Origin of the sequence: Streptomyces sp. NBC_00386 (assembly GCF_036063235.1) — a bacterium.
In the GTDB taxonomy this organism is placed as follows: Bacteria; Actinomycetota; Actinomycetes; order Streptomycetales; family Streptomycetaceae; genus Streptomyces.
On the sequence record NZ_CP107950.1, the window covers coordinates 2,234,892 to 2,256,364 of the forward strand.

A 21,473-nucleotide genomic window follows, 5' to 3' on the forward strand; every position below is an offset into this window, starting at 1 on the left:
GCGATCCATGTGCTGCCACCGGATGTGTAAACGACCACATCGCGAGCCAGCGCGAGCCGCCATGCTGACGGTCGGTCACTGCACGACAGGGGGTGGGCAGATGGCTGACGGAGCCGTCTACAAGACCTTGATGAGCGTGGACACCCGGGGATCGGGCAGCTACCTCGACGGCGCGAAGCGACGGATGCGCGCACGGATCTACGACCTGGCCCACGCGTCCTTCGCGGCGGCAGGCGTGGCGAAGTCCATGCTCCACCTGGAGGACCGGGGGGACGGGTTCATCGCCGCCGTGGACGCGCGCATCCCGCCGGTCCGGCTGCTCGGCACCTGGCTGGCCGAGATGCACCAGCGGCAGCGGGCGGGGAACGAGGACCTGGCACGCCGGCTCGGGCTGCGCGTCGGACTGCACGTGGGTCCGGTGGAGCACGACGAGGAGGGGCTGTCGGGCCATGCGATGGACCTGGTCTGCCGACTGGCGGACTCGCCGGTGACGCGGACGGTACTGGAGCACTCGGGGCGCGATCTGGTCCTCGTGGTCTCCGACTCGCTGCACCACGAAGTGGTCCGGCACGGTGGGCGGTTCGTGGAGCCCTCCGCGTACCGCCCGGCCCGGGTCGCGCTGAAGGAGGGCCCGGTCACCGCGTGGTTCCACGTGCCGGGCGAGGCCCGGCCCCGGGTGCCGGGTGACGAAGGGTTCGACACGCTTCCCGTGGACGCGTCTTCGGGGGAGAACGGCGGTGGCGCGTCCACGGGAACCGAGGCGGAGGGCCGCCCACCGGGGAGGGACCCGGGGCATGCCGCCCCGGTCCCGGCCCCGGCCGGCCGATCCCCCGCCGACGGGGATCTCCGGGCGCCCGGGACGGAGGCGTGGCCGGTGGACACCGGTTCCGGTGCCCACTGGGACATCAAAGTGGAGGGCGGCACCAGCGTCGTCCAGGACCGCGCGACCTTCCAGGGACCGGTCCACTTCGGGGGCGGCGCGAACACGGCCGAGGAGGACTGGCCGACCGGCGGCAACAGGGCGCACGGAGGCCGAGTGGCGACGGACGGCACCACGCCCGACGACGGCCGACGGGCCGGCGACCGCAACGCCCCGAACGGCGGCCGGCGCACGGGGGACGGCAACGGCCATACGGGGGAGGCACGTTGAGTGACGACGGCGAGTACGGGGGCGCCGAGGGCTCCGGAGCCGACGGTGGGGGCGCGTCCCGCGGACCGGACCAGTGGCGGGCCGGGGACGAACCGGCGTGGCAGGACGGCGAACGGCGGCCCGGCCAGGGTTCCGGCAGGGACGCCGACGGGGAGGCGGGGCCGGACGGCGGCGGCCGGGATCGGGCGGACGAGGCGGAGCGCGGGGAGCGGCGGGACCGCCAGGAGGAGCGTTTCCGGGAAGCGACCCGGGACCCGCTGGCCGACTCGGGGGTGCCCGGTGAGGCACGCACGGCGGCCCGGGTCCAGCGGGCCGCGCAGGCCCGGTTCGAGATCCGGGGCAACAGCAGCGTCTTCGACCGGACCAACTTCGACCGCGCGCACTTCGGCGATGTGTACGTCGGCGCCCGGGACACGGCGGCGCCGGTCTTCGGGGACGTGCCCGAGGACGAACTGGACCGGCTGCGCCAGGTCTACCGGGCCCCGGCGGGCTACCCCACGCTGAAGCGAGTGCTGCGCGGGCGCCGGGTGCTGGTGCTGGGCGGGCCGCCCGGCACGGGCCGCCTCACCACCGGGCTCTGCCTGCTGGACGAGGTCACCACCGCCGTACGCGACATGGCGTCCGGCGCCGGGAACCCCGTACCGGAGGCGGCGGAGCCCGGCGGCCGGACGGGCACCGGAGTCCTCACCCGGGGCCGGGTCACCCGGCTCGCCCCGTCCGACCTGAGGCTGCTCTCCGCCGACCCGGACGCGGTGGCGGACGGTGTGCTGGACGGCGGCGGTCTGCTGGTCCAACTTCCCGAAAGCGCAGGGGACTTCACCGCACCGCAGGAGCTGCACCTGGACGCGCTCGCCGCGCGGCTCGCCGCGAAGGGGTCGTACGCGGTGCTGATCGTCTCCCCCGCCTCGCCCACCGGACATCTGCTGGGAGGGCGCTACGGGCTGGCTTGCCCGCCGGCGCCCGCCGGGGAACTGCTGGAGTGGCAGCTCGTACGGCACCTGGCGGACTGCCCGGACCCGGACGCGCTGGGCCGGGGCGAACAGATCCTCAAGCACCCGCTTTTCCTGGACGCGCTCGGCATCCTCCCGGAGGCGCTGCGGCCGTCCGAGACCGAGCTGGTCGCGGAACGGGTGGCCCGGCATGTGCGGGGCGAGCTGCGCCGGGACGAACTCCTGGACGCCTGCGGCCAGATCGCGCGCCGGCAGGCCCGCGAGTGGTTCACCGGGGCGGCCGACCCGCTGCCCCCGGCGCCCGAGCCCGGCCGGGCCGGGGCGGACGGGCCGGTGGACACCGCCGCGTCACGGGTGCGGGAGGCCTCGTTCCGGATCGCGCTCGCGGTGCTGGACGGGGAGGCGGTCAGCTCGGTGGCCGACGCAGCCGAACTTCTCGCCCAGCAGATCCTCACCGTACGGATGCCCGGACGGGCTCACGGGCGGCCGGTGTTCGCGGAGGACCTGGAGGGGCTGCTCGCCGCCTGCCGGGCCGAGGTGCGCACCGGCGAGGAGGAGTCGGTGGGCGGGGTGCCCGTACCGGTCCGCACAGTCGCCTACCGGGGCACGGCGCTGGCGGGCTCGGTGCTGGCCGAGGTCTGGCACCGGCATCACGCGGCCCGCGGTCCGGTGACACGCTGGCTGCGCGATCTGGCGGGCGACCCCCGGCCGCAGGTGTGGGTGCGCGCCGCTGTGGTGGCGGGCGAACTCGCCACCGCCGACCTCGGGTACGGCTTCGCGGGGCTGATCCGGCCGCTGTCGGTGGCCAAGGACACCCGGCGCCGCTTCTTCGCCGCGACCGCGCTGGCCCAGGCCGCCGGCCGCGAGCCGTACCGGTCGGCGGTGCGGGGCATGGTCGCGGACTGGGCGGACGCCCCGGTGCCGACGCTGCGCTGGACGGCGGCGCTGGCCCTCGGCTCCGGCCGGATCGTGGACGACACCCGGCAGACCATGGAGCTGCTGTGTGGCATCGGCGGCCGGGACGAGGGCGCCCACGCGCTCGTCGCCTCGTACGGCGCGACCCGGCTGGTGGCCGGCAGCCGGGCCGGGGAGGCGGCCACCGTGCTGCGCGAGTGGTCCGAGAACGGCTCCGCCGAGCAGCTGGACCTGGCGATGCTCTGTGCCGTACGGCTGTTCTGCGCGCGGACCGACGACATGTGGCAGGCGGAGGAGAGCGACGACCCCGGCGCGCCGCCTGCGGACGCCGCCACGTCCGTCCCGGCGTCCGTCAGCCGGGTGTGGGGGCCGGGCGGGGTGCGGCTCGCGGGCCGGATGCCGGAGCAGCCGGGCGGTGCCGGGCAGCGCGCCCGGACCGGGCAGGACGAACGACCGCCGGTGTCGCGCGCGTCGGTCGAGGTGACCGACGCGGAGCTGGCCCGGCGGGCGCACTGGCCGCTCGCGCTGGCGGTGGCCGTGGCGGTGGAGAGCGCGGCCGAGCCGCTGGCGGACCTGCTGTGGCGGTCGCTGGCGAACCGGCTGTCGCACGAGGCCGCGACGGAGGGCCTGGCGACCTGGCTGCGGGCCGCCGAGGCGGACGCCGTGGTACCCGGACGGACGGGCCGCACCTATGTGTTCGAGCAGGTGGCCGGGGAGGAGCCGGCCGACGGCACGGCCGGACGGCGCGGGGAGATCCTCCAGGCGCTGCTGTGGCTGCTGCCCCGGTTGATCCGCGACCGTCGGGACGCCGAACGGCTGCGCTGGCTGCTGCGGTTGATGGCGGACGCGCCGGAGGAACCGATGACCGCCGCCTTCGCCCGCCATGTGGTGGCCGCGATGGCGGCGACGGGACGCGGCCAGGGCGGCCGGGGGGAGGAGCAGAGGTGACGGCGGGACAGGAAGAGGAACTGGTCATCCCGGAGAACCTCGCCGGGCCGTTCCTGCGCGAACGGATCGTGCAGGGACGGGGGTTCAAGCACTGGGGCGCGCAGGTGGCCTCCGTGCTCTACTACCAGGACGGCGGGCACAGCGTGATCACCGCGCGGGGTGCCGACCACCGCGACCGGCTCAGCCGGTGGTCCCGGCCGAGCAGTGTCTGCGAGGTCGCCTGCGGGCGGCACACGACCTCGTTCGCGCTGAAGCTGCCCGCGCACGACTCGGCGACCTTCTTCGAGACCCGGGTGAAACTGCGCTGGGAGGTCATCGACTACCGGCTGGTCGTGGAGAAGCGCCTGTTCAGCGTCGAGAACGACCTCGGCCCCGAGATCGTGGACCGGCTCCAGGGCGTCACCACCCGGTACTCCGTGGACCAGGCGCACGAGGCCAACCAGGCCGTACGGCTGGACATCGAGGCGGGCCGCTGGGCCGCCCTCGGGCAAGAGGTGGGGCTGTGCACGAAGGTGTTCGTCGAGATCGGCACCGACCGCACGCAGATCGGCTTCGTCAGCCAGACCCGCAAGGACGAGGCGGAGGCCCAGCGGGTGACCGCCCGCTTCCGGGGGTTCGCGGCGATCGCGCACGGCACCGACGAAGAGAAGTGCGCCTATCTGATGGCGTCCGGCAGCACCGCCGAGGTCGGCCGGCTGATCAAGATGATGATGGAGAGCCAGGCCGAGGAGCAGCGCGCCAACCGCGAGTTCCTGGTCCGGATGGCGCATGAAGGGCGGGTCAACACCCCCGAACTGGACGCGTACATCCGCCGGATGGTGCTCCCCGGCCAGACGGCGGGGCAGCGCTCGCTCCCGGCACTCGAACCCCGTGCCGCGCTGCCGCCCGCGCCCGTCGCCCCGACCGCCGCGGCCGCGACCGCGGCGGCCCGGCAGGACTGGCCAGACACCCCGGCGGGCGGGGACACGGACGCGTACGACACCCCGGAGCGCGGGACGGCGCGGACCGCCGGGGCGCCACGCCAGGAGGAGGACGACTGGTGGGGCGAGCCGCAGGAGGCCGTCGAGTACGGGACCGGTCCGTCGGCGGCGCGGGACGGGTACGGCACGTCCGCGCACATCGACGGCCACGGTTACGAGTACACGTACGACGGATCCTCCTCCCCAGGTGCCGGGCGCGCGGAGTCCGGGGCGGGGTCCCCTGACCGGGTCGACGAGGACGACGACATCTGGGGCGGCCCGTCGGACGGGGACCCGGGCGGCCGGGGCGGCGGACGATGACGGCCACACCGGGCGCGCCGGCGACCGCCGTCACGGAGGCGCGGTACGTCGCCGAGCGGCTGCTCGGCACGGTCCGTGAGGACACCGGGCGGGCGGACGTCAAGGCGTCGGTGCTGCTGTCGGTGACCCTGGGTGTGCCGCCCCTGGTGGTCGGGGTGGGGCAGCGCCCGCCGGACCGGCCCTCCGTGCTGTGGCTGGTGCTGGTCGGGGCGGGGCTGCTGATGTGGCTGGCGGGGTCCGTTTCACTCGTTCGGGCGGTGCTGCCGCACAGCGGAACTGAGCGGGTGGGGCCCGGCATCACCTTCTTCGCCGACGTCGTCGCGGTGCACACGGCAGCCGGGCCGGGCGGCGTGGCCGAGGCGGTCGGCAGAGCGGGCGAGGACGTCACGGCCTGGCTGCTGGCCCAGGCCGTGGACCACAGCCACATCCTCGTCCGGAAGTACCGGTGCATCCGCTGGGGAGCGGGCTGCCTGGTATCGGGGGCGCTGTCGGCGACGGCCGGGCTGCTGCTCGGCTGATCCCGGCGCGCCCAGGGGGGGTGGACGGCGGCACAGGCCGCCGACACCGGGGCGCACGCGGGCCCGCACAGGACTCGCACGCCCGACATCTACGCCTATCAAGTGACAGTTGAGGGGGACGACATGGACGCACACGACACCGCACCGGTGCGCGGCGGCCCGGGACGTGCGGCACGGGGACGAGGGGGGCGTACGGCGTCCGACACCCGTACGACGTACGACGCCGGTACGACAACCACCGCGCACCGTATGACAGTTGACGCCCGTACCGCGTCCGGCACCCGCGCGGCGGCCGGGGCGCGCCGTACGGCACCCGCCAGACGTCGAGGGCTGCTCGGTGTCCGCCGGGCCGCCGCCGTGCTGGCACTGCTGCTGCTCGGGCAGACCGCGCTCGATCGAACGGCGCCGCCCGTGCCGCTCGCCCCGGCCGCGTCGAGCGCCACGGACGCCGTGGACCTGGCCGTGGCGGTGGACGAGTCGAGCAGTCTGAGCGCGACCGACGTGGAGCGGGAGCGGGACGCCGCCGGGCGGATCGCGGTCGGGGAGATCTCCCCGGCGTCACGGATGACCGTCCTGGGGTTCGCCAGCGCCGACAACGACGACCAGAGCCCGGTGGACGAGGTGTGCCCGACCACCGCGCTCGACGCGGTGGCCCGGGAGAAGATGGACGGCTGCATCGGCCGGCTGGCCCGGCGCGGCGCGGGACAGGGCACCGGGACCGACTTCCCGAACGCGATCCGGCAGGCCGTGACCCGGCTGAGAGAACACGGCGGCAGCCGCCCGCGCATCCTCTTCCTGCTCACCGACGGCAAGCTGGACGTGAGCGACAGCCCCTCCTACGGCACCGACAAGGAAAGCCGCGAGGAGAACGGCCGCCGCGAGCTGACCAAGGCGCTGGCCGAGGCTCGCGCCGCCAAGGTGCAGATCTGGCCGCTCGGCTTCGGCGACGACCTCGACATGGACGCGCTGCGGGACATGGCGAAAGGCGGCTACCGGGGCGGGTGCACCGACCTGGAGGCGGCCCGTCCCCGCGCGGACAGAGCGGCGGACTCCCAGACCCTGGGCGACGCCGTGCAGCGTGCCTTCGCCGGGGCCCGCTGCCTGGTCACCGACCCGCCGCGCAAGGACACCCCGCCGGCGGACATCTCCGTACCGCTGTCCCCGCTGGCGACGCTCGCCAACATCGTCGTCTCCAAGGGCGACCACGCGGTGCGGGCCACGTACTACGACCCGCGCGGCCGGAAGATCGAGCCCGGCAGCCGGTCCGACGGCTCGAAGTTCACGCTGGCCGGGTCCGGCGGCGAGGTGGAGTCGCTGCGCATCACCGACCCCCGGCCGGGCCGCTGGCAGGTCCGGCTCGACGCTCCGAAGGGCCACCGGGACCGGCTGGCCAGTGTCTCCGTGCAGTGGCGGGGTGCCGTGCGCTCCTCCATCGTGATGACGCCCGCCGCACCCCGGCCGGGCGAGAAGGCCCGCGTCGAACTGACCCTCCAGACCCGGGACGAGCAGGGCATCGGCGACCCGGCGGACCTGCGCCGGCTGCAGGTCTCCGGGCGGCTGACCGGCGACGGTTTCGAACCCCTGGACCTGGCGCTCTCCGACGACGGGGAGAACGGCGACAAGAAGGCCGGCGACGGCCGCTTCACCGGCACCGTGACGATCCCCCGGAGAGCGACCGGCGCGCTCAAGGCCGTCGGGGTGCTCGGTGCCGTCGGACTCACCGCCGACCACCGCCCGTTCCTGACCCGCACCGCCTCGGCCAACCCCGAGGTACGGGCCGGACTCCGCGTGGACGACGCCGAGGTGCACCCCGGCGGCAGCGTGCCGTTCCGGCTGCTGGCGTCCAACGACTCGGACCGGCCGCACACCCTGCGCCTCTCGCTGCGGGACACCGAGCCGGGCGCCGTCGCCCTCTCCCTCACCGAGGTCACGCTGGCCCCCGGTGACTCCGTGGACCGGGCCGGTCGGCTCACCGTCGGCGAAAAGCTGAACCCGCGCGAACTGAACGCGCGGATCGAGGTGTCGGACGCGGACGACTCCGCCCGGCCGCTCGACGCGAAGCTGGTGAAGGTGGACATCACGCCGGTGCCCTCCTGGCCGCAGCGGATCTGGGACGCGTGGTGGTGGGCGCTGGTGACCGGTGCCGTGCTACTGGCCGCACTGTTCGGCTGGTTCGTGTGGCACCGCGGGCAGGCGCGCGAGGACGTCTCGCCGGGCGGACTGCTGCTCCGGCTCACCGTGTCCGACGGCTCCGGGGAGCGGACGACCAGCGAGACGACGGTGCCCCGCAAGCGCGACCCCTGGTACCGGTTCGACGTGTCCGACCCGGACGGCCCCAGCCCTCGGCTGGACCCCCGCCCCACCGGCCGGTACGCCGTGCAGCGCGACCCGCGTACCGGGGTCCGGCTGCGCACCCCGGACGGGCGCGACCAGTCGTATCCGCTGGCCCGTGACATCCCGCTGGAGGGCCGGGTCCGGCTGCGGGTGGAACGCGGCGCGGGCGGCCGGTCCGCCGCCCGGCGGCCGGGACCGCGCCGGTGGCTCGCGGACCTGCTGCCCCGGCAGCGGAAGCCCGTCCTGGCGCCGTCCGACCGGAGGGAGACGGACGGCCTCGGAGGGCGGGACACGTACGGGAGTTCCTCGTACGGCGGTTCCTCGCGCGGGGGTTCCTCGTACGACGACGAATTCGACGAGGCCACCTGACACCGGACGACCGGGGCCGGGCCGCCCGCGAGGCGGCCCGGCCACCGGAACCGCACCACCAGCCCACGGCAGGTCCGCCCACGAGACCTGGGGTCCATCGAACGCCCGGTGCGCACGCATCGGACAGGGGGAAACGAAACGATGAAGATCTTCCAGCCGATGCTGTTCGTCGGCCTCGGCGGCACCGGCGGCCTGATCGGCGCCGAACTGGAGCGCCGGCTGCGCGCCGAACTCTGCGGTCCGGACGGCACCGCCCTCACCGGCAACGGCCGGCTGCCCTACGAGCTGCCCGGCTGCCTGCAGTTCGTGTACGCCGACTACAGCGAGGCGGAGCTGGGCCGGCTGCCGCACCTGAGCGCGGACACCGCGCTGCGGCAGGCCTACAGCCGCACCTCGCGCGCCACGCACGACCTGCTGCCCGCCGACTACGACAGTTCGCCCGAGGTGACCCGGATGCTGCGCGCGCTGCTGCGCGACGAGGTGTCCGACTGGCTGCCGCCGCACGGCGGCGAACCCAAGATCAACCCGCTGCGCAACGGCGCCGGCCAGCTGCCCACGGTGGGCCGCGCCGCGCTGTTCGCCACCCTCGCCAACGGTCCCGCGCCGGTGCTGACCCCGCTGCACCGGGCCATCGACGCGATCGCCGGGTCCGGCGGGGAACTCCAGGAGGTGGGCGGTGACACCATCAACGGCTGCGACGTGTTCGTGGCGTTCTCGGTGGCCGGCGGGACCGGCGCGGGCATCTTCCTGGACTACCTGCATCTGATCGGGCAGGCGTTCAAGGACAAGAAGTTCCGGGGCGCGCGGATCTATCCGCTGGTCGTCATGCCGTCGGTGTTCCCGGAGGCCAAGGGCGGCGGCCGGGAGGCCGAACTCAACGCCGCCCGCGCGGTGGTGGACCTGTCCCGGCTGGTGGACGAGCAGAACGCGCCGGACGCCGAGGCGGAACTGGGCGACGTGGACCTCCAGGAGTCGCTGCGCATCCGCTACCCGCAGACCCACCCGGTGTCGCTGCGGCCGGGCACCGTGCCCACCGCGTTCCTGTTCAGCCAGACGGCCGGCATCCGCCCCGACGACCTGCGCCGGTCCATCGTCTCCCTGGTGGTGTCCCTGGTCGGCACCGATCTGAACCTGGGCGAGGCCAAGGGCGGCGGGCGCGACGACGACTACCAGACGTTCGCCAGCAACTTCGTCAACGGCGACATCAGCCGCCGTACCCGGTCCGCCACCGGCATCGGCCGCAAGGGCATCTCCACCAGCCTGGTGGCGTCGATGACGGCGCCGCTGGACGAGCTGGCGGAGCTGGTCGCGGCCAAGATGCTGGCCCACGCGGTGACCGGGCTGACCGACGCCTCCTCCGCCGCCGTACCGCACGGGACGGCGCCACTGGTCCGGGAGATGTTCACCGCCGCCGGGCTGGGCGACCTGTGGCGGCGCGAGCCGCTGGAGGTGACCGAGCCGGACCCGCTGCCACGCGGCAGCGGCGAGATCGAGACCGCGCTGCGGGACCGGCTGGAACAGATGCGGCGGCTGTTGGCCGACCTGGAACGGCAGGTCGCGCACCGCATGCCGGTGCTGGTGGAGGGCTTCTCACCGCGCGCGGCGGCCGAGCAACTGCTGTTGAAGACCGACCTGTTCACGCTGGGCCGGGTGGTGTCGGGCGTGCCGGGCGAGACGAACGCGGTGGCCCGGCTCGGCTTCCTCGGCATGCTCGACAACCGCCGGCAGGACCCGGCGCGGCCCGCCGGGGTCGAGGTGCAGCCGCCGCCGGTGCCGAGGATCAAGGGCCGGGTGGTGGGGCCCCGGCTGCGCTGGGCGGACGACGAGGTGGCCGCCGCGCTGGAGGAACAGGACCGCTGGTACAAGTGGCGGGCCCGCACGGTCTGGCACCGCTCCTGGAGCGAGCACGAACCCCGCTGGCGGCAGGCCGCGAACCTGCTGCGCAACGAGGTGCACGCGGTCGGCGACGCGTTCCGCAAGCACGTGGACGACCAGCCGCGCGCGCACGCCGCGCAGGTCAAGGAGCTGTACGACGACCGCACCGGCGTCTCCTACCTGCTGCCCCCGCAGGGCAACCTGGGCCGCTTCTACCAGGCGCTGATGGAGCGTCTGGTGGAGAGCCACCAGCTCGGGTCCAACGGCGACGAGGCCGCGCTGCTGCACAAGCTGGTCGATGCCGAGCTGCGCCGCAGCGCCTTCGCGGCCGGCCGGCACTCCCCCGACGCGGCCGTGTCGGAGGTGAAGACCGCGTTCAAGCACCGGGTGCAGCGGCTGTTCTCCGAGCGTCCCGACGGACGGCAGGCCCGCGCGCTGCTGCCCAGGATGAGCACGCTGCTGGCCGCCGAGGCGGGCGACACCGAGGCGTCCCAGCAGGTCAGCACGCGGGCGCTGGAGCAGTTCCGGTACAAGCTGGCCGGGCTGCTGCCGGCCGCGTTCACCCCCGAGGGCAACGGGCGGCTGAAGGTGCTCATCACCTATCCGGGCTCGCGCCGGGTGACCGTGGACAACTACCTGGAGAAGCATCTGCGCCTGCCTCCGGACAGCCAGCGGACCATCGAGTACCGGGCTGTGGACACCGACTCGATCTCCGTGGTGCTGTTCCGCAGCGAGATGAGCCTCACCGAGGTGCCGGAGGCCCGCAAGGTGCTGCGCCAGTGGGCCAGGGCGCAGGAGACCCGCCGCGACGAGGACGTGCTGCGCTGGCGGCAGCGGCTCGGGTACCGCGACGACTGGCTGGCCAGCACGTCCGACGACCGGGCGCACATCCTGAACCGGCTGCTGTGCGCGCTGTGGAACGGCCAGATCGACTACCAGGGCGACCCGGCGTCCCCGCAGCGGCTGCGCATCCGGCTGCACGACGACGCCGACCAGGACGCGCTCGGCATCCAGCTGGCGCTCACCGACTACCAGGACGGCATCTCCAGCTGGGCCGGGCTGCTGCGGGCGTACGAGCGCTGGGCGCTGCTGGCGGAGGAGAACATCGTGCAGAGCTACTGCAAGGTGGTGATGAACACGCTGCCGCGCGGGCTGGGCACCTCCGGAAGCGAGCCCTCGGAGCTGTATCTGAAGCTGGTCCACGAGGTGGCGCCGCGTCAGCTGCGCCTGCTGGACGAGCGGGAGCGGCGCTACGGCGCACGGGTGACCGACTGGACGCGCCGGCTGCGCGAGTTCTGGGCGGAAACCCTCCCTGACGCGCTCGACCTGCCCTTCCCGGAGGGCGAGAACCGCGCCCACCCGACCCTGCGCGAACTGGAGGAATGGGTCCGCGAGAGCCGGAGCACGGGCGAGGACCCACGGCACCTGGAGGAGGGGGAACGGTGGGCCTCCGACCGGGCCTCGGGCGGGCCCCCGGCCCAGGCCTGGGACCGGTCCCGGGAGCAACTGCCCACCGAGCGTCCGCAGCGCCCCGGCCCGGCGGACGGCGGGCAGTCCGCCGATCCGTACGGTGCGGCACGCAGCGCCGCGCCCCGGCGCGCCGACGGCTGGGACGTGCCCGCGCACGGCAGGCCGGGTGCCGACGGCGCACCGGGGGCCGGCAGCCGGCCGGGAGGTGTGCCGTCCGCCCGGCCAGGTCCCGCGCCCGGTGCCCCGGCCGCCGGGGAGGTGCCCGCCGCCCGGCACGGCGGCGACGGGGACGCGCGGTGGCCGTCGGCGGCCCCGCACGACGAGCGGACCCGGCACTGGCCGGACACCCCGCCCCCGGCCGCCGCGGGCGGTCCTGCGGACCGCCCGCGCCAGGACGTGGGCCGGACCGCGCCGGCGGACCCGGGCCGGGTCCGACCGGTGCCGCCCGCCGGCCGGCCCACGGTGCGGCAGGCGCCGGCCGGGCGGCCCGCGCGGGCGCCGGAGTACCCGCCCTTCCCGCGCGCCGCCGAACCCGATCCGGGCTGGCCCGGCGCCGGTTCCGCCGCGCCGTGGGGCATCTCGGACGCGGACGGCGACGCCGACTGGCCCGACGAGGAGATCACGTCGGGCGGCGACGGCGACGACGCCCGCGAGAGCTGGGAGAAGCACGCGTGAGCGGCACGGGGAGCCCGGTCGTCGTACTCGACTTCCGGGGCGGCCGGGATGTGCCGGTGGACGGCGCCGATCTGCGCTGCCGGGTGGGCGCGCCGCTGCCGGACAGCGGCCGGGACGACGCCGGGGACCTGCGGTTCCTGGTGGTGGACGAGCCGGACGGGCTGACGGCGCACGCCGAGGCGTACGAACTGGTCGCGGCCGCACCGACGTTGGGCGCGGTGAGCCTGCTCTGCCTGGTCGTCGGCGACCTGGAGCGGCGGCGGTCCGCGAGCCCGCCGCCCTCGGACGCGCCGTACCGGACCGCGTCGTACCCGGACCCGGCACACCGGGACGCGTCGTACGCGGACGGCCGCCCGGTGGAGGGCGGGCGCAGGCTGCGGCTGGCGTCCGTGCTGCAGTCCTCCGGTACGGGGGTGCTGTGGGCACCCGATCCGCGGGCGGGGCACGATCCGCGTACCGCCGACCCGGCCGGGGAGACGGAGGCGGCGCTGGTCGCACTGACCGATCTGCTGCGGGTGCGGGAGATCTTCGACAAGGTGCTGTCCGAACTGCACGACGCCCCGGTGTCGGTGGCCACGCTGTCACTGCGGGTGCTGGAGCACGATCTGACACCGGACGCGCGGGACAGCGCGTGGACCGGCGCGCTGGCCCGGTTCGCCGGGGGCGAGGTGCCGGTCACCGGGCCGCCCGCCGCGCAGGAACTCCCTTCAGGGCTGGCCGAGTTGCTCGGTCCGGGTCCGGAACGCCCGGTGACGGCACTGCTGCGTCCGGGCGGCCCCACCGACGCCGCCCGCGCCGCCTGCGTACGGGCCGTGGACGACCTCGCCGGGGCGCTGGCCGAACTGAGCTCCGCACGGGCACTTCTGACTGGCCGCCAGATCGCGGACGGAGTGCCCTCGGCGATGGCACGGGCGGTGGACTCGCTGCGCCGGTACCGGGACGTGGTGGCCGGTGTGCTGCGGGACAGCGGCTCGCCCGGTGTCCCGCACGGCGACGCGCTGGCCCGGCTCGCCGACGGGGGCGTGGCGCTGCCGGAGGAGATGTGGGAACGCCGGTCGCGCGGCGGCGAGTCGGACGAGGGGCTGCAGCGCTGCACCGCGCGCTGGCTGACCTCGGGGCTGCCGCTGCGCGCGGTCGCGGCCCGGCTGACGGCGCTCGCTGAACGGGTCGCTCCGACGCCGTCCGCCGCCCGGCTGCGGGACCTGGAGCGGGCGTGCCCGGAGGAGTCGCTGGGGCGGATGTCGGCGGCGGTGCCGCTGTACTTCGGCCGCGCCCGCGCGGGGCAGCTGGTGCCGACGGCGCTGGCCGCCTTCGTCTCCGCGCTCGCGCCGTGGCCCGGCACGCTGCTCGCGCTGCTGCCCGCGGCGGTGTTCCTGCTCGGCGGCGCGCTGGCCGGCGCGGTCCGGCCGGGTCGGGCTGCGGGCGGCCGGGTGTACCGGGCGGACGCGGCCCGCGCCGTCGCGCTGTCGGCCGGCGCGGGTGCCGGGCTCGGTCTGACCCTGCCGGTGAGCGTCCCGCGCGAGCTGGTGCTCGGGGGTGTGCTGGCCGGTGTGCTCGGCGCGGCGCTGTGCGTCGGGGCCTGGTGGCGCCGGGGCGTGGCCGACTGGTGGGAGGCGACCGGCACCTCCGAACTCGGGCCGTGTCTGGCCCGGGCGGACGCCGTCCTGGCGGACGCGCTGCGCCGGCAGTGGTGGGCGGCCGAGGAGCGCACCCGCTGCGCGGACGGCGCCCGGACGCTCGCGGCCGTGCTGCGGGGCGCGGCCGTCGAGGCGGACGCGGGACACCCGGTGTCCGGCCCGCCCTGCACCTCCGGCGTGGGACCGGCCGGTCCGGACGGCTGGTCCGACCCCGGCTGGGACGAGTCGTCCTGGCCGGACGACCGGCCGGAGGCCCCCGGCGCCTGGCAGGGCCCGGCGCGGCCGGACGCGGCACAGGGGTACGCGTCAGGACCGTACGCGGCACCACCGAGCGCCTCACCGCCGTACGCGTCGGAGACGCACGCATCACAGCCGAACGAATCGCAGCAGTACGCGTCGGGCCCGGACCCGTCGGAGCCGGACTCGTCCTGGCCGGACGCCGACTGGCCCGACGACCCGCCGGCCGACGCGCCGGCCGGCGGCTGGGCCGAGCCCGCCGCCGCGCCCGGCGGCCGCCCTCGGCACGTGCCCCGGGTGGACCCGCCCTGGCTGCACCGGGGCGCGGGCGAGGGCGGCCCCGACCTGGTGCCGACCCTTGTCGCGGACCTGGCCGACGCGACGGTGGCCGCGCTGCGCGGTCACACCGGCTCCGACGGCGGCGCGGGCGGTGCCGCGCCTGCGGGCGGGGCGCCGACCACGCTGGAGGCCGCCGTGTCCCGGGCCATCGCGGCGGCCGGGCTGGGCCTGCGCGACAACGGGGTAGTGCCCGCCCCGCCCTACGCCCGGCAGGACCGGGTGCGGGGAGACGCCTCGGCGCTGCTGGGCATCGGGGCGCAGCGGGTCCGGGACGTGCTCAACACCGGTTCGGGGCAGGGCAGGCCGCTGCTGCTGTGCCCCCCGGCGCAGCTCTCGCTGCTCAGCCGGGACCCGGCCGAGGCGCGGTCCATCGCGTTCGCCCCGCAGGCCGTACGGCCCGTGGTGGAGGTGCGCACAGGCGGGCTCGGCCCCGACGCCGTGCCGGCCGCGATGGTGTGGACGGCGTCCGGCCGCTTCGCCGGCACGCTGCGGCTGGTCCCGCTGCGTGCCGGTGTGGTGGAGAACGTGCGCGTGCGCACCTGGGCCGACGACGGCCCCCTCCCCGGCCCGGACCGCGGCACGACCGGAACCGTCCCGGACCCCGGCGAGGAATGGGCGCAGCGGTGAACCGTACCCGTACGACGACGACCGACCGCGCCCCGGGCGCACGGACCAACACAGTGGGGAAGTCATGGTGAACGACCACCGGCCCGCACCGCACCCGGACCGGTTCGGGCCGGCGCCGGAGCCGTACGCGGCGGCCGGCCCCCGGCCGACCGCCCGTCAGGAGTCCGTCCACGACGCGGAGGGTGACCGCGCGGAGCGGGTGCGGCCCCGCGAGCACACCGGCCGGGAGACCGGCCCCGCCGCGTCCCGGGAGGCGGCCGTGGAGTTCTCGTTCGTCTCGCCGCAGGGCGTCGCGCACCGGGTGCGGGCCAGGTTCGGGCCGGACCGGCCGCGTCTGGTCCGGCCGCCCGCGCTGGCCCGGCCGGTCCGCTTCGAGGACGGCTGGCAGGGCTTCCAGGTCCGGCTGCCGCAGGAGGCGGGCGCGGACCGGGAGGCGTGCACCCTGCTCCGGGCGGAGATCACCGCCGCGCTGGCGCTGCACCGGGCGTACGCGGGCACCCGCTTCGCGGGTCTCTTCCCGACGCCGGTCGGTTACGACGTCAACACCTTGGCGCCGTTCGTGTTGTACGCCGTACCGCGCGGACGCCCGCTGTCCGGGCCGACCGAGCGGGTGTCGATGGGCGACCAGCGAGCCGTGGAGCGCGATCTGGTGCTGGCGGTACGGCTGATGGAGGCGGTCGGCCTGGTGCACCGGGGCATCGTGCCGGGCGCCGTCCGCTGGGACGCGCAGGGCGTGCAGGTGTGGGACCTGGGCTCGGTGGTGCGGGCCGGGCGTCCCCGGATGCCGTACGGCATCCCGCCGTACGCCTCGCCCGAGCAGCGGGCCGGGGTGGGCACGACGGAGGCGCGGGACGCGCTGTGGAGCGTGGCGCAGGTGATGTACCACCTGGTCACCGGCCGGCCGGGGAACGCCGACGGACCGCCCGCCGACCTCGCCGCGCAGCGGTCGGTGACGGAGACGCTGGGCCAGGTGTTCGCCCGGCACGCTCAGGACCGGCCGACGCCGGACGCGCTGCTGCGCACCCTGGTGCCTGAGGTCGCCGCCGAGGCGGCGGGCGTGCTGCTGCCGGATCCGCTGGAGCACCACCGGCGGGAGTTCGACGAGATCCGGCGCCGCAAGCACGCCTCCCTCGCCCCGCCGCCCCCGGCGCACACTCCGTACCTCCCGGAGCAGGAACACACCGGGGCCCCGGGCGGCTACGGCGCGGACGGGTCCCGGTACGGCGAGGCACCGCCGGCGCAGTTCACCGGCTACGAGTATCCGGCACGCGAGCGCGGCCGGCTGCGCACCTGGATCAGCGGAGGCCGTACCTCCGGCACGAACGAGCCCGGCGGGAGCCGGTCCGAAGGAGACACCCGCCGATGACCGTTCCGATGCCCCCGGGCGCCACCGCCCAGGAGATCCTCTGCCCGTACTGCCTGGAGATCATCTCCTACGACGAGCAGCGGTTGTTCGCTCGCAACGACAAGCAGCTGTTCGAGGAGCTGCACGTGGACCGGGGGATCAGTCCGCTGCGTCTCGCCGACACCCTCCGCTCCGCCTATCAGCGGTGCGGCAACTCCGAGGGCGAGCAAGCCCATTACATCCCGGTGCCGTACCTGACCAACGGCAGTCCGCTGACCGTGGCGATGGTCGGGGACTCGGCCACCGGCAAGACGCATCTGCTCACCCAGATGATCGCCGAGATCGCCGACGGCGGTCTGAAGCGGTACGGGCTGCAGATGCAGTCGGTGAACCCGCAGGACCACCAGACGTTCATGACCGAGCGGGTGGAGCGGCTGCGGTCCGGGACCATGCTGGAGCACACCCGCAGCGCCGGTGAGTTCGCCGCGTTCGTGGACGCGCTGCTGCTGAGCCGCCCGGACGGGCCGGCCCGGCCGGTGGCGTTCTTCGACCTGGCCGGTGAGGACCTGCGCCGCACGGACGCGCTGACCCGGTTCATGGTGGGCGTGGACGCGCTGATCTTCGTGGTGGACCCGCTGCGGGCGCTGCCGATGCCGTATCTGGACCCGTTGCGCGGCGACCTCGGCTACACCCGGGGCGGCGATCCGGCGTTCCAGACCGTGCTGGACCGGCTGCCGCGCGCGGGCGGGCAGTATCTCGGGGTGGCGGCGGCGGTGGTGATCAACAAGAGCGATCTGGTGCGGTTCGAACCGCCCGTGGACCGCTGGCTGGGCGAACCCCCGCCGGAACGGCGGATGGCCGAGCGGTTCATGGAGGAAAGCCGGGACGCGTACTCGTTCCTGCGCCACCACACCGGGCAGGCGTGGGTCGGTCCCTTCGACAGCGTGCTGCGCTGCACCCTGCACTTCGCCTCGGCCACCGGCAGCCACGACCACGAGGGCAGATTCCCGCACGGCACCCGGCCGTTGCGGGTGCTGGAGCCGCTGATCTCGGTGCTCGCCATGTGCGGGCTGCTCGACGACGGCACCGAGGACGGACCGGCGGCGGTGGGCTTGTGACACGTACGCAGCCCGGCCTACCCGGCGACACGGCCGCACCCGACGACCGGGTGCACCAGGTCGTGTTCCGCTGGGCCGGCAACCTCGGCCACCGGGGCGCGGGGATCGCCGCGGTCGCCTACTCCTGCCCCGAGCCCGAGGCACGCGCACTCGCCGACCGGCTCGGCCCCGTCCTCCGCGTCATGGGCGGCGAACAGCGCCCCAGCCTGGTCCGGCACATCATCCCCGGCGGCCGGGTCCTCCTCGTCCGCCGCACCCCGGGCTCCGACGCCCAAGGGCGCGACAGCACGGTGTGCCATGCGCTGCTGGGGCCGGCGAAGCTCCTGGTGCCGCTGTACTGCGTCAGCCTGGGCGCGGTTCCCTGGGCGGAGCAGGGCTGGGCCGACCGGGTGACGGGGCGGATCGAGCCGATGCCGCGCGAACGGCTCAACGCCCTGGCCAACCACATGCGGAACCACATGTGGGAGAACGTACGGCTGGTCCGGCGCCCGCTGCTCTGTCTGGTGGCCCAGTTCCTGCGCACTCCGGGGGCCCGGCTGTCGGCTCTCGTGGGCGAGCTGGACGAGTCCCTGGCCAAGGCGCACGCCCAGGACCGGGAGCACCGACCGGTGCCCCCCGTGCGGGAGTTGCCGGAGCCGGCACTCCTGGTGCTGTGGGGTCTGTGGTGGATCTTCGGCTCCTCGCTGGACCGGGGCTCGGGAAGCTGGCAGTTCGCCACCTTCGACACGATGGACGACCAGGCGTACCGGGTGGTGTTCGTCCCGGCCTGGCGTGTCTCGCCCACCGAGGACAGCCGTCTGCACCGGATCGACCTGCTGGACCCCGGCACGGACCCGGCCTCCGAACTCGCCGCCACCCTCGTGGACCACTACCTGGACTGGCGCGCCGTCAAGTACCACCGCCTGCTGGACACCGACCCGAACACGACCGACCTCAAGCTACGGCGCTTCCACGCCCGGCTCCGCGAAGTGTGGCCCGCCAGATACGAGGGCCCGGGAACCACGGACACGGGTTCCGTCCCGGTGATCTCCCCACCCCAGGCCCCGGAACGGGACCAGCAGCCCGCCCCGCCGCAACAGCCTTACATCCAGGACGAGTCGCATGCTCATCCGCCGGACCGGCACACCCCGGCCTCCGACGCGAGCTGGACCTCCCCACCGGAGCGGCGCCAACAGCTTCTCAAAAAAACGGAGTTGCCCCCTCCCCCGCACTCCCGCCCGACGACGGAGCCGGCGACAGCGCTACGGCAGTCGGGGAGTCTTACGGAGGAGGGGCAGGGCTCACTCGAAGCGACGGAAGCGCAGCGGTCCGGCACGGAGACTCTGTCGTCGGCGTCGTCGGACGGATCAACGTCTGCGGCGGCACAGGGGACGTACGCGTCCGGGCAGACCGTGGAGCCCAGGCAGCCAGGGCAGCACAGGCAGTCCGGACGGTCAGGGCAGGGGGCCCACTACGGATACCCGGAGTCACCGAACACCCCACCCCGGTACCCGCCACCGCCGAACCCGCCCCCCGGGTTCTCCCCGCGGGCGGACGCGCCCATCACCCACCACGCGACGAGCGCCGAAATGAGCTCCGCGACGGCCCCGGCGATGGGAGCGATCACCGACCGGCTGACGCCGGACCGCCAACGCGCCCTGGAGGAAGAGGCGTTGCCGGAGCTCTTCGACCAGCCGGTCGCGGGAAGATCGACGGTCTCGAAGCTCTGGGGGCACAGGGGCCGCCGGGCCCGCATGGAGACGTTCCAGATCCGGGCGCTGGCCAAGGACCTGATCCACGCGACGAACCCGGCGGAACGTGCCGCCGACCTCCGGCACAAGACTGAGGAGCGCCTGGCCCAGACCCACCACGAGGACCTCCTGTCCCTCCTCCGGGAACCCCTGCCCTACGCCGCCCAGAACATCGTCCTCGAACACCTCCCACCCGCCGTCCAGGCGGAGGAGTCGGCCCGCGACCTCCTCGCGAGCCTCCTGACGATCAACTTCCGGATCACAGCACCCCCCGACTCCCCGGACCCGTACCTGACCGACCTCCATACCCAACGCACCGCCCGCGTCATCCGCTGGTTCTTCAGCTGGCTCGTCGAACCCCGGACGACGAAGCCCCAGAGCCCCCAGCTCACCAGATACCTCAGCTCGATCGCCTCCTCCGACGACCCGGCCGACCACCGGATCCTGCAGGAACTCCTGATCTACGCGCAGGAGGACCGGATTCCGACATTGCCGAAGGAGACTTGGCTGGCAATCACCCGGGTGTTGTACGAGAAGGCACACCCGTAGGCGGACACAGGTCTGCCCCCGACCGAGATCGGGGGCAGACCCGCAAGAGGCTGCTGTCCGAGGGAGCCGAGGAACACGTCCCAGGCACCGGGCCGGACAGCGAGGCCGGGACGGCTGGCGTCCTTGTCCTTCCGCAGCGCACGCGATCAGACGGATACTTGGCTGTTCCGCCCTCAGGCCGCCCGTCGGCCGCCGCGTGATCGAGCAGGGTGGTCGCGATCCGTCGTACCTCCGGACCGGGGCGAGACTGAATCGCCGCGTCCGTCTCGGCCCGCGTGGTCCGCTGCACGGTGCGGCGGCCGGAGGGGGACTCCGCCGACGTGGCGACCTCCCCGTGAATGCGCGGAACGAGGACACAAAGGTCACGGTCTCCCCCGCCGCGGTACTGGGTCAGCTCGACCGCGTACACATCCGTCTGCCGCATCTGCCGGTTGAGGAACTCGACGATCGCCCGCAGCTCCAGCGGAATCCTGTCGGCAACGAACAGCAACCGCATCCGCCCGGCGGCCAACCGCTCCTCGACCGTCGACTCGACCAGAACTCGTCCGCGGAACGCTCGCCCAGAAGCTCCCCGCACACCTCCTCCAGTGGACGCCCGTCCTTGACGCAGGGGCGGGCCGTCCGCCGGCGAGCCGAAGTCCAGCACCCGCGGGTGGCGCGCGAGAAGTGCCTGGAACTCCGTCTCGGTCTCAAACCCGGCACGTTCCAGCGCCTGCAGTTCCTCGCCCAGGACGAGCACCGGCTGATCAGTCGTACTCCCCACTCTCACGATCCGGCTCCCGCAGCCAGCATGAGTTTCAGTCACATGCCGGAGCCGTGACGGGCGTTCGGAGACGCCTTCACAATCGCCTGATGGCGGTCGTCCGCTCGAGCCCGTACGTCGTCTTCGAGCGGGGCGACCGGCTCTGCGCGATCGCGGCGGGAGCGACGGCTCGTCGGTGGCCGGTTTCGTCGAACTAGGGTCTACAGAAGGCCTGTTGAGACATGCCGATCGGCGCCCCGCACACGCTGGACCCGAGTGCCGGACGAGCCACCCAGAGCGGCGCGATGACACCAAAGCGCCCGTAGGCGGACATCCGTCGACGGATCCGGCCCCAAATCTTGGGCACAAATTCCACACATCCCCCTCTTCATAACGGCCCTGATGGTCTAGATTGACCGTGCTTCAGCTGTTCGGACACGAGGCGACCAATAATGATCTATAGGTCCGGCGCCAGGAATGCCAGCATTGGCCTCCTCGACGCGGGACTTGGGGGTGGTCGGTTCCTGGAGCCGTGAAGGGGTTCGGGTGCGGGGAGCACCCGGGGTCTCGACGGGTTCCGGGGCACCTCGGAAGTGCGGCAGGAGCGCAAGTCCGCTGCCGCCAGGGCGAGTTGTTCAAATAGCCCTGAAAAAGCGGGAGTTCGT

General features: G+C 74.6%; 11 protein-coding genes. All 11 read left to right on the plus strand.

Features of this window, described 5'->3' with window-relative positions; translation table 11 throughout:
• The first annotated feature begins 100 nt into the window (after positions 1-100).
• Entirely contained in the window at positions 101-1,150 is a 1,050-nt protein-coding gene (locus tag OG780_RS09805) for a hypothetical protein (RefSeq protein ID WP_328446699.1), read from the plus strand.
• Entirely contained in the window at positions 1,147-3,963 is a 2,817-nt protein-coding gene (locus tag OG780_RS09810) for a hypothetical protein (protein WP_328446700.1), read from the plus strand. Before OG780_RS09805 ends, OG780_RS09810 begins: the two co-directional genes overlap by 4 nt.
• Positions 3,960-5,243, plus strand: coding sequence for a hypothetical protein (locus tag OG780_RS09815; protein ID WP_328446702.1), 1,284 nt, complete (start codon positions 3,960-3,962; stop codon positions 5,241-5,243). Before OG780_RS09810 ends, OG780_RS09815 begins: the two co-directional genes overlap by 4 nt.
• On the plus strand, positions 5,240-5,761 hold the full coding sequence (locus OG780_RS09820; RefSeq protein WP_328446704.1) for a Pycsar system effector family protein: 522 nt from the start codon (positions 5,240-5,242) through the stop codon (positions 5,759-5,761). The genes OG780_RS09815 and OG780_RS09820 overlap by 4 nt, the downstream gene beginning before the upstream one ends.
• A 123-nt stretch (positions 5,762-5,884) precedes the next feature.
• Complete coding sequence (locus OG780_RS09825; RefSeq protein WP_328446705.1) at positions 5,885-8,464, plus strand: vWA domain-containing protein; 2,580 nt, start codon at positions 5,885-5,887, stop codon at positions 8,462-8,464.
• Between the two features lie 141 nt (positions 8,465-8,605).
• Entirely contained in the window at positions 8,606-12,484 is a 3,879-nt protein-coding gene (locus tag OG780_RS09830; protein ID WP_328446706.1) for a tubulin-like doman-containing protein, read from the plus strand.
• A complete protein-coding gene (locus tag OG780_RS09835) occupies positions 12,481-15,324 on the plus strand; it encodes a hypothetical protein (protein WP_328446708.1) in 2,844 nt (947 codons plus the stop codon). Before OG780_RS09830 ends, OG780_RS09835 begins: the two co-directional genes overlap by 4 nt.
• 64 nt (positions 15,325-15,388) lie before the next feature.
• Complete coding sequence (locus OG780_RS09840) at positions 15,389-16,690, plus strand: hypothetical protein (protein WP_328446710.1); 1,302 nt, start codon at positions 15,389-15,391, stop codon at positions 16,688-16,690.
• Positions 16,687-17,787, plus strand: coding sequence for a hypothetical protein (locus tag OG780_RS09845; RefSeq protein ID WP_328446711.1), 1,101 nt, complete (start codon positions 16,687-16,689; stop codon positions 17,785-17,787). Before OG780_RS09840 ends, OG780_RS09845 begins: the two co-directional genes overlap by 4 nt.
• A complete protein-coding gene (locus tag OG780_RS09850; RefSeq protein ID WP_328446712.1) occupies positions 17,784-20,066 on the plus strand; it encodes a hypothetical protein in 2,283 nt (760 codons plus the stop codon). Before OG780_RS09845 ends, OG780_RS09850 begins: the two co-directional genes overlap by 4 nt.
• 334 nt (positions 20,067-20,400) lie before the next feature.
• On the plus strand, positions 20,401-20,886 hold the full coding sequence (locus OG780_RS09855) for a hypothetical protein (RefSeq protein ID WP_328446714.1): 486 nt from the start codon (positions 20,401-20,403) through the stop codon (positions 20,884-20,886).
• Positions 20,887-21,473: the final 587 nt, after the last annotated feature.

Excerpts from the sequence above, each read along its gene's own strand:
- OG780_RS09805 (WP_328446699.1), top strand. The coding sequence starts at position 101 with ATGGCTGACGGAGCCGTCTACAAGACCTTGATGAGCGTGGACACCCGG.
- OG780_RS09820 (WP_328446704.1), top strand. The coding sequence starts at position 5,240 with ATGACGGCCACACCGGGCGCGCCGGCGACCGCCGTCACGGAGGCGCGG.
- OG780_RS09825 (WP_328446705.1), top strand. The coding sequence starts at position 5,885 with ATGGACGCACACGACACCGCACCGGTGCGCGGCGGCCCGGGACGTGCG.
- OG780_RS09830 (WP_328446706.1), top strand. The coding sequence starts at position 8,606 with ATGAAGATCTTCCAGCCGATGCTGTTCGTCGGCCTCGGCGGCACCGGC.
- OG780_RS09840 (WP_328446710.1), top strand. The coding sequence starts at position 15,389 with ATGGTGAACGACCACCGGCCCGCACCGCACCCGGACCGGTTCGGGCCG.
- OG780_RS09845 (WP_328446711.1), top strand. The coding sequence starts at position 16,687 with ATGACCGTTCCGATGCCCCCGGGCGCCACCGCCCAGGAGATCCTCTGC.